The sequence below is a fragment of the Synechococcus sp. H60.3 genome, from assembly GCF_047462295.1.
Lineage (GTDB): Bacteria > Cyanobacteriota > Cyanobacteriia > Thermostichales > Thermostichaceae > Thermostichus.
Genome location: NZ_JANSIY010000039.1, coordinates 1 through 14546, shown reverse-complemented (window position 1 = coordinate 14546; position 14546 = coordinate 1). Strand labels below are relative to the sequence as shown.

11 protein-coding genes are annotated in these 14546 nt (G+C 59.5%); 7 read left to right on the top strand and 4 right to left on the bottom strand.

Translation table 11 applies throughout. From position 1 onward, the window contains the following. Nucleotides 1–317 precede the first annotated feature (317 nt). From NW841_RS06035 to NW841_RS06025, 3 genes are all read left to right on the top strand, one after another. Complete coding sequence (locus NW841_RS06035) at nucleotides 318–1670, top strand: FAD/NAD(P)-binding oxidoreductase (RefSeq protein WP_414385809.1); 1353 nt, start codon at nucleotides 318–320, stop codon at nucleotides 1668–1670. 224 nt (nucleotides 1671–1894) lie between these two features. Next, nucleotides 1895–2716: a hypothetical protein gene (locus NW841_RS06030; protein WP_414385807.1), complete on the top strand. Its 822-nt coding sequence runs from the start codon at nucleotides 1895–1897 to the stop codon at nucleotides 2714–2716. Beyond that, nucleotides 2694–3062, top strand: a complete 369-nt coding sequence (locus tag NW841_RS06025; protein WP_414385806.1) for a hypothetical protein — start codon at nucleotides 2694–2696, stop codon at nucleotides 3060–3062. Before NW841_RS06030 ends, NW841_RS06025 begins: the two co-directional genes overlap by 23 nt. A 62-nt stretch (nucleotides 3063–3124) precedes the next feature. On the opposite strand, the gene NW841_RS06020 is transcribed toward NW841_RS06025, so the two are convergent. Then, a complete protein-coding gene (locus tag NW841_RS06020) occupies nucleotides 3125–4687 on the bottom strand; it encodes a protein kinase domain-containing protein (RefSeq protein ID WP_414385805.1) in 1563 nt (520 codons plus the stop codon). A 382-nt stretch (nucleotides 4688–5069) separates the two neighbouring features. Continuing rightward, entirely contained in the window at nucleotides 5070–6311 is a 1242-nt protein-coding gene (locus tag NW841_RS06015; RefSeq protein ID WP_414385804.1) for an HhoA/HhoB/HtrA family serine endopeptidase, read from the bottom strand. A gap of 199 nt (nucleotides 6312–6510) precedes the next feature. Between NW841_RS06015 and NW841_RS06010 the strand changes: the two genes are divergently transcribed. The 3 genes from NW841_RS06010 to glgP all read left to right on the top strand — a co-directional run bounded on the left by NW841_RS06010 (nucleotide 6511) and on the right by glgP (nucleotide 11121). Beyond that, nucleotides 6511–7038: a nucleoside deaminase gene (locus NW841_RS06010; protein WP_414385803.1), complete on the top strand. Its 528-nt coding sequence runs from the start codon at nucleotides 6511–6513 to the stop codon at nucleotides 7036–7038. A gap of 269 nt (nucleotides 7039–7307) precedes the next feature. Beyond that, complete coding sequence (locus tag NW841_RS06005; protein ID WP_414385802.1) at nucleotides 7308–8504, top strand: SpoIID/LytB domain-containing protein; 1197 nt, start codon at nucleotides 7308–7310, stop codon at nucleotides 8502–8504. A 415-nt stretch (nucleotides 8505–8919) separates the two neighbouring features. Beyond that, complete coding sequence (gene glgP, locus NW841_RS06000; RefSeq protein ID WP_414385801.1) at nucleotides 8920–11121, top strand: alpha-glucan family phosphorylase; 2202 nt, start codon at nucleotides 8920–8922, stop codon at nucleotides 11119–11121. 134 nt (nucleotides 11122–11255) lie between these two features. Here glgP and ftsH read toward each other — a convergent pair whose 3' ends face one another. Further along, nucleotides 11256–13172, bottom strand: a complete 1917-nt coding sequence (ftsH, locus tag NW841_RS05995; RefSeq protein WP_414364944.1) for an ATP-dependent zinc metalloprotease FtsH — start codon at nucleotides 13170–13172, stop codon at nucleotides 11256–11258. Between the two features lie 229 nt (nucleotides 13173–13401). Here ftsH and NW841_RS05990 point away from each other — a divergent pair, with 229 nt between their 5' ends. Continuing rightward, on the top strand, nucleotides 13402–13875 hold the full coding sequence (locus tag NW841_RS05990; protein WP_414364942.1) for a phycobilisome protein: 474 nt from the start codon (nucleotides 13402–13404) through the stop codon (nucleotides 13873–13875). On the opposite strand, the gene NW841_RS05985 is transcribed toward NW841_RS05990, so the two are convergent. Further along, the gene (locus NW841_RS05985; protein ID WP_414364941.1) at nucleotides 13872–14123 is read right to left on the bottom strand and encodes a ferredoxin-thioredoxin reductase variable chain; all 252 of its coding nucleotides are present in this window, start codon (nucleotides 14121–14123) and stop codon (nucleotides 13872–13874) included. The genes NW841_RS05990 and NW841_RS05985 overlap by 4 nt on opposite strands. Nucleotides 14124–14546: the final 423 nt, after the last annotated feature.

Here is a 14546-nt window from a genome sequence, read left to right as displayed (position 1 = left end):
CGCGAGGGGTGGATGGGCTGCCTGCCCTCCTTATCTCTGATAGCCTAACCAATGCTATGGGCCCTTCCCGGCAAGGTTTCCTTCGAGCGGCTCCTTACCAAGGCAAGCGTCAACAACGGAGCCGGCTAAGTCTTGCTTAAAGTTCTCGATAGATAGAAAGGATGAGCATATTCTTATTAGGTAGCTAGAGCCTGTGGGGAGCCAAAGGGCTTCGGCTGACCTGTCCGGGCTCCTGGACGGGTGAGTTGGTTCTCTGGCTGTTTATATGGCCAATTGAGTCCAGCGGTCTCTTTTTTTGTTTCCGTTTTGAGGGAGTTATGGTAGTACCGACTACAAAGCCAAGGGAGTTGCAAGCCCAGTCAGCAGCAGTGCCGCAAAACGGCGCGCGCTCCGAGGTGCAGGGGGCTGCTTCTGGGAGTTCTCCTACAGTTATTCGCCATCAGATTGTTGTTGTCGGGGGAGGGGCAGCCGGCATCAGCGCAGCCGCCCAGTTGCTGGAGCGCCAGCGCAACCTCGACATTGCCATCATCGAGCCCTCCGACAAGCACTACTACCAGCCCGGCTGGACGCTGGTGGGCGGGGGCATTGCGCCGCTGGCCAAGTTTGTTCGCGATGAAAAAACCGTCATCCCCAGGGGAGCCAAGTGGATCCAGGCGCGGGTGGCCGAGCTGGATCCGGATCACAACCGCGTCATCACCGAGGCCGGCCAAGTTATCGAATACGACTACCTCATCATGGCCCCCGGGATCCAAATTGACTGGCACCTGATCGAGGGTCTGCCGGAAGCATTGGGCAAGGGCGGCGTGACCAGCAATTACTCCAAAGACTACGCCCCCTACACCTGGGAGACCATCCGTAACTTCCAGGGGGGCACAGCCATCTTCACCCACCCCGCCACTCCCATCAAGTGCGGCGGCGCGCCCCAGAAAATCATGTACATGGCCGACGACGTCTTTAAGAGCAAAAGCGGCGTTGGGGTCAACACCAAAGTTATCTTTTGTACTGCCACTCCCACCCTCTTCGCGGTGCCAGAATACAGCGCCGCCCTGGAGAAAGTGGTGGAGCGGCGCGGGATCCAGGTAAAGTTCAAGCACAACCTCAAAGCCATCCGGCCCGAGACGCAGGAGGCCATCTTTGAAGTCACCACCGACAAGGGCAAGGAAGAGGTAAGCCTGCACTACGACATGATCCACGTGGCCCCGCCCATGAGCGCCCCGGACTTTGTCAAGCGCAGCCCCCTTGCCGGGCCGGGTGGCTGGGTGGAGGTGGACAAGTGGACGCTGCAACACCCCCGCTACCCCAACGTGTTTGCTCTGGGGGATGCCTCTTCCCTACCGACTTCCAAGACGGCAGCCGCAGCCCGCAAGCAGGCGCCGGTGCTAGCGGAAAACCTCTTGGCGGCCATGCAGTCGAAGCCGCTGCCGGCCCGCTACGACGGCTACACCTGCTGCCCCCTGATCACCGGCTATAACTCCCTGATCATGGCGGAGTTTGCCTACGATGGGAAGCTCGCCCCTTCCTTCCCCCTGGATCCAACGCGGGAGCGCTACTCTATGTACCTGGCCAAAGTGCACCTCTTGCCTTGGCTGTACTGGAACCGCATGCTCAAGGGCAAGAAATTTGAGGCGGATATCTTCAAGCCCCTCAACAGGCTGGTGCATCGCTACTAAGGCTCTCCACCCCCCTCACCCCCAGCCCCTCTCCCCAAGGGAGAGGGGAGTTCTTTTACAGAGCTTGCTCGCTCTGCTGCTGTGTTGTCTCAGGTGTTACTGAGAAAGCTTGCTGGAAAAGCTACAAAGCATCTCTTAACGTTAACAACTTTTGAGATGTTCTCCTGGTCTCGGTGAAAGCTGAATAAGCTGAGGAGGAGAGTCTCACTCAAGGGCGTTGTTGCATGGGTTTCAGCGAGGGGGAGCTAGAGTATCTCCTTGATCTCCTTAAAAGGAGAGAGGACGTCATACAGCAGGAGAGAGAGATTCAAGCCATTACTCAGTCTCCAAGAAATTGGCGGAAACGGGATATCTTGCGTCAAGCAAGAGAGTGGGGTTGGGAAATTATCCATCGTCGTGCCAGACATCACACGCAAGCCGTTCTCGGCAATTTGAGGGTTAGTATTCCCGGGCATGGCGACGGCGATTGCTTGGGGATAGGAATAGCTCATAAAGTGTTGAAGGAATTAGCAGAGCCTAAACTCAGAGAACTGCAGCTCCAAAGACAAGATTGCAGCGACTTACTTGTTAGCTTTCTACTGAGTAGGGGTATTAGCCTTAATTCTTTGCTTGAGTCAAATTTATTAATCGAGCAGATTGAGTCTCTGGAAGAGCAGAACCTCAAGCTTGAGCTTAAAATAGTCGAGACTGAGGAAGCAGCTTTAAGTTTGCTCACCGAGAAAGAGCTTGAAAATCAAAGGCTAGCCAATAGAATAAGAGAGCTTGCGGAAGAGCAGCTTCGAGTCCAGGAGATTGTCAGTCGTGCCATTTTAGATCTGAAGAGACTTAAGCATCTCTTTGACCAGCTTCAGAATGTGGTGGATCACCTTCCCATGCCAGGGGTTAGGAGCTTGCTGCAAAGTTACCTGAACAAGATCATGTCTATTTTTGAAACTGACCTGCCTTCTGCCGGTTCTAGAAAGTTGCTTCCGGAGAACGAGCAGGATATTTACTATCAAGAGAAGTTACCTCTGGAGGATAACCATGGGTCTCATCGAGAGTCTTGAAACGGCAATCGCCGCCTCGCGGCGCAATTATGCCGAGCTCCTTGAGTTGACAGGGCAACTTGTTGCTGAGAGACAACAGCAAGGTCAACGGAATTGGCTACGGCTGAATGCCAAGCCCTGGACAGCAGCGACCCTCAAAAAATCTTTTGCTTCCTTTGCAGCTGCTCGGGCTTACTTTGGCAAGCGCTACGGTGTGAAAGCAAGAGGGTGGAAAGCTCTAGCAGAGCAGGTCAATACCGTTGAGACAGCGCTGATTCACCTGGGGCTGGCTGTTCGTGAAGACCCTCGAGCAGCTTCCCTTTTGGAGAAAGGAGGGAGCGCCCAGCAATCCTCTCCAATTCCTTGAGGAAGGGTGCGGATACTCTCACCTTTTTTCGCCGTTTGCTATCCCAGGGAGAGAAGAGTTTTTTACAGGCAGGCTTTGAACTTTTTCAGTACCGCCCGATCCAGCATCAGCAGCGCCGCGCGTAAGCCACCTGAGTAGCCCCAGAAAAAGCCTACCGGCAGATGGCCCTTGGGCGCTTCCAAGTTGGTTTTGAGCTCCCCGTACTCCAGCCAGCGGCCCTGGATCTGCCAGCCCACTTTCTCTCCCATACACTCTTCGCGGGGCAAGGCCGAGAAGGATCTCAAGCTGAGCCCTCCCCTTTTCTCCGAGTCACACTCCTGCCAGAGCTGCTTCTGGACGGTAAAGCCAAAGCGTCCATGGCTGGCCTGCGTCCAAAGTTGGTCGATTAGCCGCAGCATCGGGCAGGGGAAAGCTTCAACATCCTTGGGATCGAAAAAGCCCACCTGGGAGCGCCCACTGAGTTTAAGCAGCAAAGCCGTCGTCCAGCGATCGGCTTCCCCCCACTGGCCGGCCTGCAGCCGATCCCACAGCCCTTGCAGGGCAGGAGCCGCTTCTCCCACCCAGTCGGGCCAGGAGGGGGTTGCAGGCAGGGATCCCTCTCGACCGACCTTAGGGAAAATTGGGGATCTGGAGCCTGCCTCCCTTTCTGCTGTGGCAGGGGTAGGGGGTGCCACCAGGCGCTCCAGCTCTTCTGCCGAGTGCTGGGCCAGGAGCTGCTCCAGCTCATCTTGAGGTTGCTGCTGGACCAGAAGCCGTTCCAGTTCCCGCAGCTCTTGAGTGCGGATGGCGGGCTCAAAGGTAGCTGGCTGCTTCTCTGCCGGCAGCAGAGCCAGCCACTCGGCTACCGTTTGCGGGCGATCCTCGGGGTGGAGAGCCATCCCTTTGAGGATGGCGGCCTCCACCTCTTCAGGAATACTGGGGTTGAGGCTGCGGGGAGGATCCAACTGACGGCCTGTAGCCCGCACCGGCGCGCACAAGGGCACCATCCCTGTCAGCAGGGTGTAGAGGGTGGCAGCCAAGGCGTAGACATCGGTGAAGGCGCCGCGGCGGCGCAGGCTGTCGTACTGCTCCAGGGGGGCGTAGCCATCGGTGCCATAGGAGGTGTGGCGTTGGATGAGCCCCTGCGTGTAAGTCCGCGCCAGGCCAAAGTCGATCAACACCGCCTGCCCAGATCCCTCCCGTACTAGGATGTTGGCCGGCTTCACATCGCGGTGCAGGATCCCCTGTTCGTGCAGAGCCATGAGGGCGGATCCCACCTCCCGCGTCAGGCGCAGGGCTTCCGGCAGAGGCAACGATCCCTTTTGGCGCAAAAGCTGGTGCAGAGTCTGGCCACGGATGTACTCCATCACAATGCACCAGCGATCTTGCTCCCAGATCACCTCTTCCACCTTCACCACATGGGGATGGCGGCAGCGGGCCAGTTGTAGCGCCTCGTTCATGAAGTTCTGCTGAAGGCGAGGATAGTCGGGATCCTCGCGGAGGCTGTCGTTCAAGACCTTGATAACCACATAGTCAGCGCGGACGCTATCCCAGGCTCGGTAGGTGATGCCGAAGCCCCCTTCCCCCAAAACGGCCTCGACGCGGTAGCGCCCCCCCTGCAAGTGTTGGCCAACTGCCCAAGCCATGTGCGACCTCAATCCCCGCCTCTAGGGCCATTCTGTCACGGGGATCAATAAATGGACGGTCCATAAAACTGCTCGTTGGGGCGAGCGCAGCGGCAGCTCTATCGGCTCAGGGATTATGGTCATTTCAATTCAAATAGCAACGAAACGTTTCTCTACGTCGTTATTGCTACGCAACGCTGTCGCAAGCGCGCCGGCGGCGCGAAGCGCTTGGATCGGCGGCAAGGTGTTTTCACCTGGTTTAAAACGACTGTAAACACAATTCACCAATACAGTGCAGCGCTTCCCACCGATTAAGCTAAGTCGTCGTAGGGGAGCTTGCTAAGAATAAGGTGAGCTTGCCTTGCCATGGCTTTAGCCGGGGCCGGGATCCCAGCTTACCTGCTCAAGAACCCACCGGCAGCACCCCCGTTTTCACCTGGAAGGTGCGCGCCTGCCCATCGCGGATGACCCGCAGCGTCAGCTTCTTACCCACCCCTGCGGCTTCCACCAACTGCTGTACCTGCTCGGCGTCGCGAATGGCCTGGCCGTCGATCTCGACAATGACATCCCCTTCCTGCAGGCCAATTTGCTCAGCGGGAGATCCGGGAATCACCTGCCCGATCAACACCCCTTCTTGCACCGTCAGGGGGGTGGGGCGGGCCGGGTCGCGGTTGAGGCGCGCCACCAAATCGGGATCGAGGGTAATCATGCGAATGCCCAGGAAGGCGTGGTCCACCCGACCATCGCGGATCAGTCGCTCGGCAATTTCCATGGCGCGGTTGATGGGAATGGCGAAGCCCACCCCTTGGGCCCGCTGGAAAATAGCTGTATTCACTCCAATAACCCGACCTTCTGCATCCAGCAGTGGGCCGCCCGAGTTGCCGGGGTTGATGGCCGCATCCGTTTGCAGGAACGTCACCCGCTTGTTGGCGGCCCCAATTTGGCCAGAGGAGCGCCCGACGGCGCTGATGATCCCCGCCGTTACGGTGTTGTCCAGGCCCAGCGGGTTGCCGATGGCGATGGCCCAATCTCCTGGCCGCACCCGGTCGGAGTTGCCCAAGGTAACGGTGGGCAGATTTTCGCCCTCGATCTGGATCACGGCGATGTCGGTCACCGGATCGGAGCCTTTGACTTGCCCTTCAAAGGTGCGCCCATCCAGCAGATGCACCGTCACTCGCTCGCTACCCTCCACCACGTGGGCGTTGGTAAGGATGAGGCCGTTGGCGTCGATGATGAATCCGGATCCGGTGCCTTCCTGCTGAAACTCCTGCGGCAGTTGCGGGATTTGTCCCCCAAAGAAGCGGCGGAACAGGGGCTGGTTAAACAGCTCGGGATCGATGGGGCTGGCTATGGTGCGGGTGGCGTCGATGCGCACCACCGCTGGGCCGACCTTTTGGGCAACAGCGGCAATAAAGTTGGAGGGATGTACGGCATCGGCAGGAGAAGCAGAACCTTCGGCTGCGGGACGGGACACCGACGAGGGCAGAAGGGATCTCATTTCTTCGTGGATCTGCCGCGTCCAGCTGGCAAGAGGAGTTTGCTGCAACCATTCCTGCCCCCTTGGCGAGGACAACCAAACCCCGTAGGCAACGCCGCCGCCAAACAAAGTCATTGCCAGAAGTGTTTGCCGTAGAAGCCGCGCCATGATCCCTCCCAAAGCTAAGCCGTATTGCCGAGAAAACAAATGCGAAGATGGAAAGAACCTGCGCCAAATCTGCCAACTGACGCCAGCCCAGTCCAACCTTACGTCTATTCTACCCACCCTCACCCATTCCTCTAGATTGGTGAGAGCTTTGGGCTCAACTTAGCAAATCTGGCGGGCAACGGCAGTGCTCAAACGCCCAATGACGATCGGCAATTCGAGCAAGCTCCCCTCTTTGTTGCCCCAGGGGCGGGATCCGTGGCAGCGCCACCGCGCCTGGATGCAGTTGGCCCTGCGAGAAGCCGAGCGGGCAGGAGAAGCTGGGGAGGTGCCGGTGGCAGCTCTGGTGGTGGGGCCGGGGGAAGAGTTGTTGGCCCTGAGCGGCAACCGGCGGGAACGGGATCGGGATCCCACGGCCCACGCAGAGATTTTGGCCCTACGGCAGGCGGGGCAGCGCCTGGGCAACTGGCAGTTGCAAGGCTGTCGGCTATACGTGACCCTGGAGCCCTGCCCCATGTGTGCGGGGGCGATTAGCCAAGCGCGGCTGGCCCAGGTGATCTACGGTGCCGACGATCCCAAGGCCGGCGCGCTGCGCAGCGTGCTCAATGTGCCCGCTTCTGCCGCCAGCTTCCATTGCCCAGAGGTCATCGGTGGGGTTTGCGAGGCCGAGTGTCGTCGCCTGTTGCAGCAGTGGTTTAGCCGCCGGCGGGGGATCCCCCTGGCAACCTAATGGGGAACTTGGGCGACAAAAAGGTCGGCTTGAAGTCGTGCATCCGCGAGAGGTTTTTGATACTGTCATATCGGCTAAGGCCTCCGGCCCGCTAACGCGAGCGGCTGGCCGGGATCCCCTAGGACAGGCAGCGGCTTGAGTTTCGGGTGGGTTTTGAGATCTGCCTCCTCAGGCCTTGCTTTGTAGATTTTCTGGTGGATCCCTTCCTCCCCCATCGGTGGGCATGGAATCCGCTGCTCATAGGTGGTCTCTACCCAGAGGAGTGACGTGTGAGTGTAGCCCTCTTTTCCTCTCCGGTTGTGTCTCCGCTGCCCTCGGCTTGGCTGAGGGGGATCGGCCTTCTGGTCTGGGCCTGGCTCTGCTTGGCCTTCCCGGTGCAGGCGCGGGTGCTGCTGCGGGTGGGGATTGCCATCAACAAGCCGCAGGTCAGGCTTGGCAGCTCTGCCCCGGCCCGCCTGTTGGATGCCCAGGGACGGCCACTGGCCGAAGTTCCGGCCATGCAGCCGCTGCAGGCCAGCCGGATAGGCTCGGCGGTCAGTTTGGCTGGCCAACAGGGAGAACGCCTTTACCTACAGCCCACCACCCCCGATGGGCTGGTGTTCATCGACCAGAACTGGTACCGCGGCTGGGTGGAGCTGATCCCCGGCGAGAGTGGGGTGATCGCCATCAACCAAGTTGACTTGGAGGACTACGTTTCCAGCGTGGTGGGCAGCGAGATGGGGCACCGTTTCCCGATGGAGGCCCTCAAAGCCCAAGCGGTGGCCTCCCGCACCTACGCCCTCTACCACCGCAGTCGTCGCTCCCAGCAGCCTTTCGACTTGGGAAATGGCATCGATTGGCAGGTTTACAAAGGGGTGGCTGCCGAATCCAACCGCACCCAAGCGGCAGCCCGCGAGACGGCTGGCCAGGTGCTTATCCACCAGGGGCAGTTGATCAACGCGGTTTTCCACTCCTCCAGCGGCGGCCACACGGATGATGCCGGCAATGTTTGGCTAGAGTCGCGGCCCTACTTGCAGGGGGTGCCGGATTTCGACCAGCAGTCACCCGTGTTTAGCTGGACGGCTACCATTTCTGCCCAACAGCTCCAGCAGTTGGCTGACGGGATCGGGGCGATTCGCTCCGTCGAGATCCTGCGCCGATCCCCTTGGGGACGGGCCATCACCCTGCGCCTGCTGGGATCCCAAGGCAGCAAAGACGTCAGCGGCAGCGAATTCCGGCGGGCCCTGGGGTTGCGCAGCACGATGATCGCCATCAGCCCCCGCGGGGAGACGGCCACCACAGCCAGCCTGACCCCTGTTGCGGCAACCTTCCCGGCTTTCTTCGAGATCCAAGGGCGCGGCTACGGGCACGGGGTAGGCATGAGCCAGTGGGGAGCTGCCGCCCTGGCCAGCCAAAACTACTCCTACCAACAGATCCTCAGCCACTACTACCGCAACACCCGCCTGGCCGTGGTGGAGGGACGCTAGAGCTCAACTTCGGGAAAAGACCCAGAAAATAACCGATTGGTAGCAAAAGTAGCTGTAGTTTTTGAGGGTTTGTGGGTAGCAACATTTTGATTGCTCTGGAGAGGTTTCCTGAGAGTTCGGTGGGGTTCTGCAGATCTTGTCAACTCTGATGCCACACCATCTCTTGAGTGCGGCGGAATCGAAAGCTGGTCTGCTGGTGGTCGCTGTCTTTGAGGGCTCCACGCCACTGTGGCAAGATCGAGGAAAGCCCCGCAAAAGCTGAGTTGCGTCTCCCAAAGATTTTGTAGAAATCTTGAATTCTCTTTTGCGGATCCTCAGGATCGACTCAATAATTATTAATTGAGATACGTTTACGGGGATCGACCTCTACCTCTTCTTTTTCGAGCCCATAGCTTTAACCTCAGGTATCTGCCCTATGTCCCTTGCCACCTTAGCCCCCGCTTTTCCTGAACGTTGCCCGGCGCTGCCGCAGGCGCTTACCCCTTTGTGCGAGATTGCCCGCAACTATTGGTGGACTTGGAACCCCGATCATCTCACCATTTTTCGGGAAATGGATCCCACCCTGTGGGAAAAAACCTCCCATAACCCGGTGCGCATGCTAGAGGAGGTTTCTTACTTACGCTTGGCGGCCTTGGCTACTGACGTCAACTACCTCAACACGCTCAATCGCATGGTGCAGGCCTATCGCAAGTACATGGCGGCCGAGGATACCTGGGCCAGACGCACCATGAAAACCTACGACTGGCAGCGCCCCATTGCCTACTTCTGCGCTGAGTATGGCCTACACGAGTCTTTGCCCACCTACTCCGGAGGCCTGGGCATGTTGGCCGCCGATCACCTCAAGTCCGCCTCCGATCTGGGGGTGCCGCTGGTGGGTGTGGGACTGCTCTACCGCCAAGGCTACTTCCAGCAGCGCCTGGACAACAGCGGCTGGCAAGGGGAGCTCTACGAAGATTCTCAGTTCGAATCGCTGCCCCTGACGCTGGTGCGGCAGCCGGACGGCAGCCCTCTGTTGGTGGAAGTGGTAATGCGGCAGCGGCCGGTGAAGGCACACGCCTGGCGGGTGGATGTGGGCCGGGTGCCCCTCTTCCTGCTGGATACCAACCTGCCGGAGAATGATCCCATCGACCGCTGGATTACTGCCCATCTCTACGGCGGCAGCACCGATACGCGCATTGCCCAGGAGTGTATCCTCGGCATCGGGGGGGTGCGCCTGCTGCGCCAGTTGGGCCTGGATCCCATGGTCTATCACATGAACGAGGGGCATGCCGCCTTCTTGACCCTGGAGCTGCTGCGAGAGGAGGTGGCGCGGGGCACGCCCTTTGAGGCAGCAGAGGCCAAGGTGCGGGAGAAATGTGTGTTCACCACTCACACGCCGGTGCCGGCTGGCCACGATGCTTTCAGCCCCAACGAGATGGATGCCTTCTTTGCCTCTTTCTGGCCACAACTGGGCTTGACGCGGGAGCAGTTTTTGGCTCTGGGAGCGCGGCGCGGCGGGGATCCCTGGGAGCCCTTCAACATGACGGTGCTGGCCTTGCGCTATGCGCGGGCAGCCAATGGGGTGAGCAAGTTACATGGGCGCGTCTCTCGCCAGATGTGGCATGTGCTCTACCCCGAGCGCTCGGTGGATGAGGTGCCCATCGGCTCCATTACCAACGGGGTTCACGCCCGCACCTGGGTTGCCCCCCTCTTCTGGAACCTCTACGACCAATACCTGGGTCCCGACTGGCCGGAGCGGGTATCGGATCCGGAGCTGTGGGCCAAGGTGGAAGAAATTCCCGATGAGGAGCTGTGGCGGCGCAAGGAAGCCCTGCGCGAGCGGTTGGTGTCTTTTACCCGTCATCGGGTGTTGCGGGCGCGGCGCAACCGCGGCGAAAGCAACGAGCGCATTCAGGCTGTCAACCAGTTGTTGGATCCCAAGATCTTGACGATTGGGTTTGCCCGGCGCTTTAGCACCTACAAGCGGGGAGATCTAATCCTGCGAAATTTGCAGCGCGTCACTCGCATCTTCACCAACAAAGAGTACCCCGTGCAAATTATCTTTGCCGGCAAGGCGCACCCGCGGGACGAAGAAGGCAAGCGCCTGATCCAACGGGTGGTGGAATGGTCGAATCGACCTGAGGTGGCTCACCGGGTTGCCTTTATTGAGAATTACGATGCCTACGTCAGCCGCAATTTGATCCAAGGAGTGGATCTGTGGCTCAACACCCCGCGGCGTCCTCTGGAGGCCTCCGGCACCTCCGGGCAAAAAGTGGGCTTCAACGGGGGGCTTAACCTATCTGTTTTGGATGGCTGGTGGCCCGAAGGCTACAACGGCCGCAATGGCTGGGCCATCGGCCAAGAAATCGAAGGCCTGGACCCAGCCACCCAAGACGATCTGGACGCCAACTCCCTCTACGATGTATTGGAATACGAGATTATCCCCATGTTCTACGACCGGGATGAAAAAGGGATCCCGCGCCGCTGGATTGCCCGCATGAAAGAAGCAATCCGCACCCTCAACCCGGTTTTCAACACCGACCGCATGGTGGCTGAGTACGTGTTGAAAATCTACGAGCCTCAGCCCCTGGAAGCAGAGGTGAGCCGGACTTTCTCAGGTTCGGCTGTGGTCAGCTAGGATCCCCCAGCCCCTCTCCCAGAGGAATGGCCCTCACCCCCAGCCCCTCTCCCAGAGGGAGAGGGGAGATGGCTATCATCACGCAAAAAGTGAGATCCCTGCCCTCCTCAAGGGGAAAGGCAGGGATCCCAGGTCTAGGCGCTGGCGTTGAGGGTTACCGGGAAGGTCAGCGGCTCCGGCTCCTCCTCAGGCGGCAGCATCACCACCTCTGAGCTATCGATGATTGCCTGCAGCTCTTCTCCATCGATGGTTTCGGCCTCCACCAAGCGGCGGGCGATGCGATCCAAGAGGGCGCGGTTTTCCCGGATCAGGTAGGTGGCCCGCTGGTAGGCCTCATTCACCAGCCGCCGCACCTCTTCGTCGATGAGGGCCGCCGTCTCCTCAGAGAAATCCCGCTCGGCAGCAATCTCACGGCCTAGGAAGATGTTGCCATATTGGCGGCCCAGGGCCACGTTGCCTAGGCGGTCACTCATGCCAAAGCGGGTGACCATGTTGCGGGCAATGCGGGCCACCTGCTGTAGGTCGCTGGCTGCCCCCGTGGTCACCTCCGCCTCGCCATAGACGACCTCCTCCGCCACCCGGCCCCCCAGGGCAACAGTCATCATGTTTTTCAAGTGGGCACGGGTGGTCAGGCCCATGTCGTCATCGCTAGGCATAAACCAGGTGAGGCCGCCTGCCTGGCCACGGGGAATGATGGTGACCTTTTGAATGGGATCGTAGTTGGGCAAGAGGGATCCCACCAGGGCGTGTCCTGCCTCGTGGTAGGCCACCAGCTCCTTGCGCCGCTCGCTCATGAGGCGATCTTTCTTCTCTGGGCCAGCCAGCACCCGATCCACGGCGTCGTTGATCTCGTCCATCGAGATCTCCGTGAGGTTGCGGCGGGCCGCCAGGATGGCCGCTTCGTTGAGCAGGTTGGCCAGGTCTGCGCCGGTAAACCCAGGGGTGCGGCGGGCCAATTTCTCCAGATCCACATCGGCGGCCAGGGTTTTGCCGCGGGCATGCACTTTGAGGATCTCCAGGCGGCCCTGGAAGTCAGGGCGATCCACCGTTACTTGGCGGTCAAAGCGACCGGGCCGCAGCAGCGCCGCGTCCAACACATCGGGGCGGTTGGTGGCGGCGATAACGATGATGCCGGAGTTGCCCTCAAAGCCGTCCATCTCGGTCAGCAACTGGTTCAGGGTTTGCTCCCGCTCGTCGTTGCCACCTCCCAAGCCGGCTCCCCGCTGCCGACCCACGGCATCGATTTCGTCGATGAAGACAATACAAGGGGCATTTTGCTTGGCCTGCTCGAACAGATCCCGCACCCGCGAGGCCCCTACCCCAACAAACATCTCCACAAACTCGGAACCGGAAATGGAGAAGAAGGGCACACCCGCCTCTCCGGCCACAGCACGGGCCAACAGGGTTTTACCCGTACCTGGGGGGCCAACCAGCAACACCCCGCGCGGGATCCTAGCGCCTAGAGCGTTGTACCGCTCAGGGTTTTTCAAAAAGTCCACTACCTCCGCCAGCTCCAGCTTGGCCTGGTCAACGCCGGCCACATCGTTGAAGGTAACCTGAGTTTTTGGCTCCATCTGCACCCGCGCCCTCGACTTGCCGAAGTTGAGCGCTTGGCTGCCAGGGCCGTTCTGGGCTCGGCGCAGCAGGAAAAACAGGCCAAGCAGCAGCAGGACGGGCAAGAGGAAGGTGCTGAGGATGCGCCCAAGCAGACCCTCCTCCTGAACCGGGCGCACCGCCAGCTCCACCCCTTGGGAAAGCAAGGTGTTCTCAAAATCGGGGGTGAGGGGAGGCAGGTTGACCTGCACTTGGGTGGCGCGGTTGTTGATTTCCGCCTCGGCAATGGCGATTTGGCGGCCATCGGGGGCAATCTCGACCAAGACTTTGCTGACCTCGCCCCGTTCCACGCGGCTCATTAGGTCGGAGTAGCTAATCTCCAGACGCTCAGCCGGGCGGGTGCCGAAGAAGGTTGTGGCCAGCGAGATCAAGACAATGGCCAGCAACGCATACAACCCGGCACTTCTCCATTTTTTGTTTTTACCTTTCTGACTCACGGAAGCATTTCCTCCCAAAGGGTGCTTTTTATCGAACTCACAGATGGCATCTGGGGTCGAGTGGATTCCTGCAACGATAGACTATTAATTAATATTAACCCGGCTAAGAGGCTAGGGAGAATAGCCGAAGATCCGTAGGATCGCGCACTTTTGTCAACGGGCTTGCGGCTAGGATCGGGGGCGAAAGGGCGGCATTTCCCCTCTTTCCTTGGTTTTCTAGGGAATCCCCATGTTGACTCAACTGCGCCAACTGAGCCTGGCTGCCGACGGACGCTACCTCAGAGATGAAGAGATGCAGTTCATGGAGACCTACCTGGCCTCCTTTGAGCTGCGCCTGGGCGCCTATCGCAAAATCCAGGAGGCGGAGGCCGAGATCATCCGCGAGGTGGAGGCAAAGCTGCGGGCCTTGGATCCCTACTTGCTCATGCGGGGAGTAGAAGACTTCAGCAACAAATGGAAGGCTGACACGGTGCGGGTTTTGCGTCTCTCAGCTTTGGCCATGCTCCTAGACGATGAGCAGCGCTACAAGGAGCGATTTCTCTACTGGTTTCAGACCTTGATGCGGGCCTTCCGCACCCAGCGCAGTTGTGAGGCCACCTACCGCTTCTTGCAAGAGGTGATAGCCAAGTACCTCACCCCCGCGGAGTTTGCTTTGATCCAGCCGATCCTGGAAACCAACCGTACCCTGCTGGGTCTCACCTAGGCTGCAGTCTCGGAGGAGGGGCTCGACTCGATCACCTCCAGCTCGTCGGCCTGGAGATGGGCGCGGAACTTATTCCCAAACTGCACCTGAAAGGGAAAATTAGCGCTGATCGGGCGACCGTTCCAGTCTTGGATCACAGCCGTCACTTCTCCCTCCATCCCTTTGAGGTCAAAAGGTTGATTGCGATGCTCCGGGTGGTGATAGACGATCACGCTGGTACGCACCCGCACTCGATCTCCGACTTTCATCACACACCATTACACGGCGCTGTTAGGAGCCGTGCCCTCCAACCGTTGAACGTCAAAAATTGGCAATCTCCCAAGTTGGCATTTTGCCATAGCTGCTTGCCAGTAGCGACCTCATGCAAACTCCTTCGAGTGGTTGCCCTCCGGCGTTCCTTGCGAAGCTTGGCCAGGCTGGTCTCGCGCCTAGCTTGCAGTTGCGAGGCTGGCATTGCTACTCCTGCCAATTGCTGACCAAGAGCCCCAAGCCCGCTGACACGATCAGTCGGGGTACTTAGCCTCGTAAACTACCCGACTCCGACCGCTCAGCGGTACGGAGCGGGCTTAAGCGCTACGCGCCGCTGACGCGAACGGTAGCCCTGCAGTTGGCAAGCCAACCACGGACCTCCAGGCCGGTTTACAGCGACCCCCAAAAGGGCAATCATGTTG

What these genes read in the sequence shown, in the direction of transcription:
- NW841_RS05990 (WP_414364942.1), top strand. Translation starts at nt 13,402, where the DNA reads ATGTTGACTCAACTGCGCCAACTGAGCCTGGCTGCCGACGGACGCTAC.
- NW841_RS05985 (WP_414364941.1), bottom strand. Translation starts at nt 14,123, where the DNA reads ATGAAAGTCGGAGATCGAGTGCGGGTGCGTACCAGCGTGATCGTCTAT.
- NW841_RS06035 (WP_414385809.1), top strand. Translation starts at nt 318, where the DNA reads ATGGTAGTACCGACTACAAAGCCAAGGGAGTTGCAAGCCCAGTCAGCA.
- NW841_RS06030 (WP_414385807.1), top strand. Translation starts at nt 1,895, where the DNA reads ATGGGTTTCAGCGAGGGGGAGCTAGAGTATCTCCTTGATCTCCTTAAA.
- NW841_RS06010 (WP_414385803.1), top strand. Translation starts at nt 6,511, where the DNA reads ATGACGATCGGCAATTCGAGCAAGCTCCCCTCTTTGTTGCCCCAGGGG.
- NW841_RS06020 (WP_414385805.1), bottom strand. Translation starts at nt 4,687, where the DNA reads ATGGCTTGGGCAGTTGGCCAACACTTGCAGGGGGGGCGCTACCGCGTC.
- NW841_RS06025 (WP_414385806.1), top strand. Translation starts at nt 2,694, where the DNA reads ATGGGTCTCATCGAGAGTCTTGAAACGGCAATCGCCGCCTCGCGGCGC.
- NW841_RS06015 (WP_414385804.1), bottom strand. Translation starts at nt 6,311, where the DNA reads ATGGCGCGGCTTCTACGGCAAACACTTCTGGCAATGACTTTGTTTGGC.
- glgP (WP_414385801.1), top strand. Translation starts at nt 8,920, where the DNA reads ATGTCCCTTGCCACCTTAGCCCCCGCTTTTCCTGAACGTTGCCCGGCG.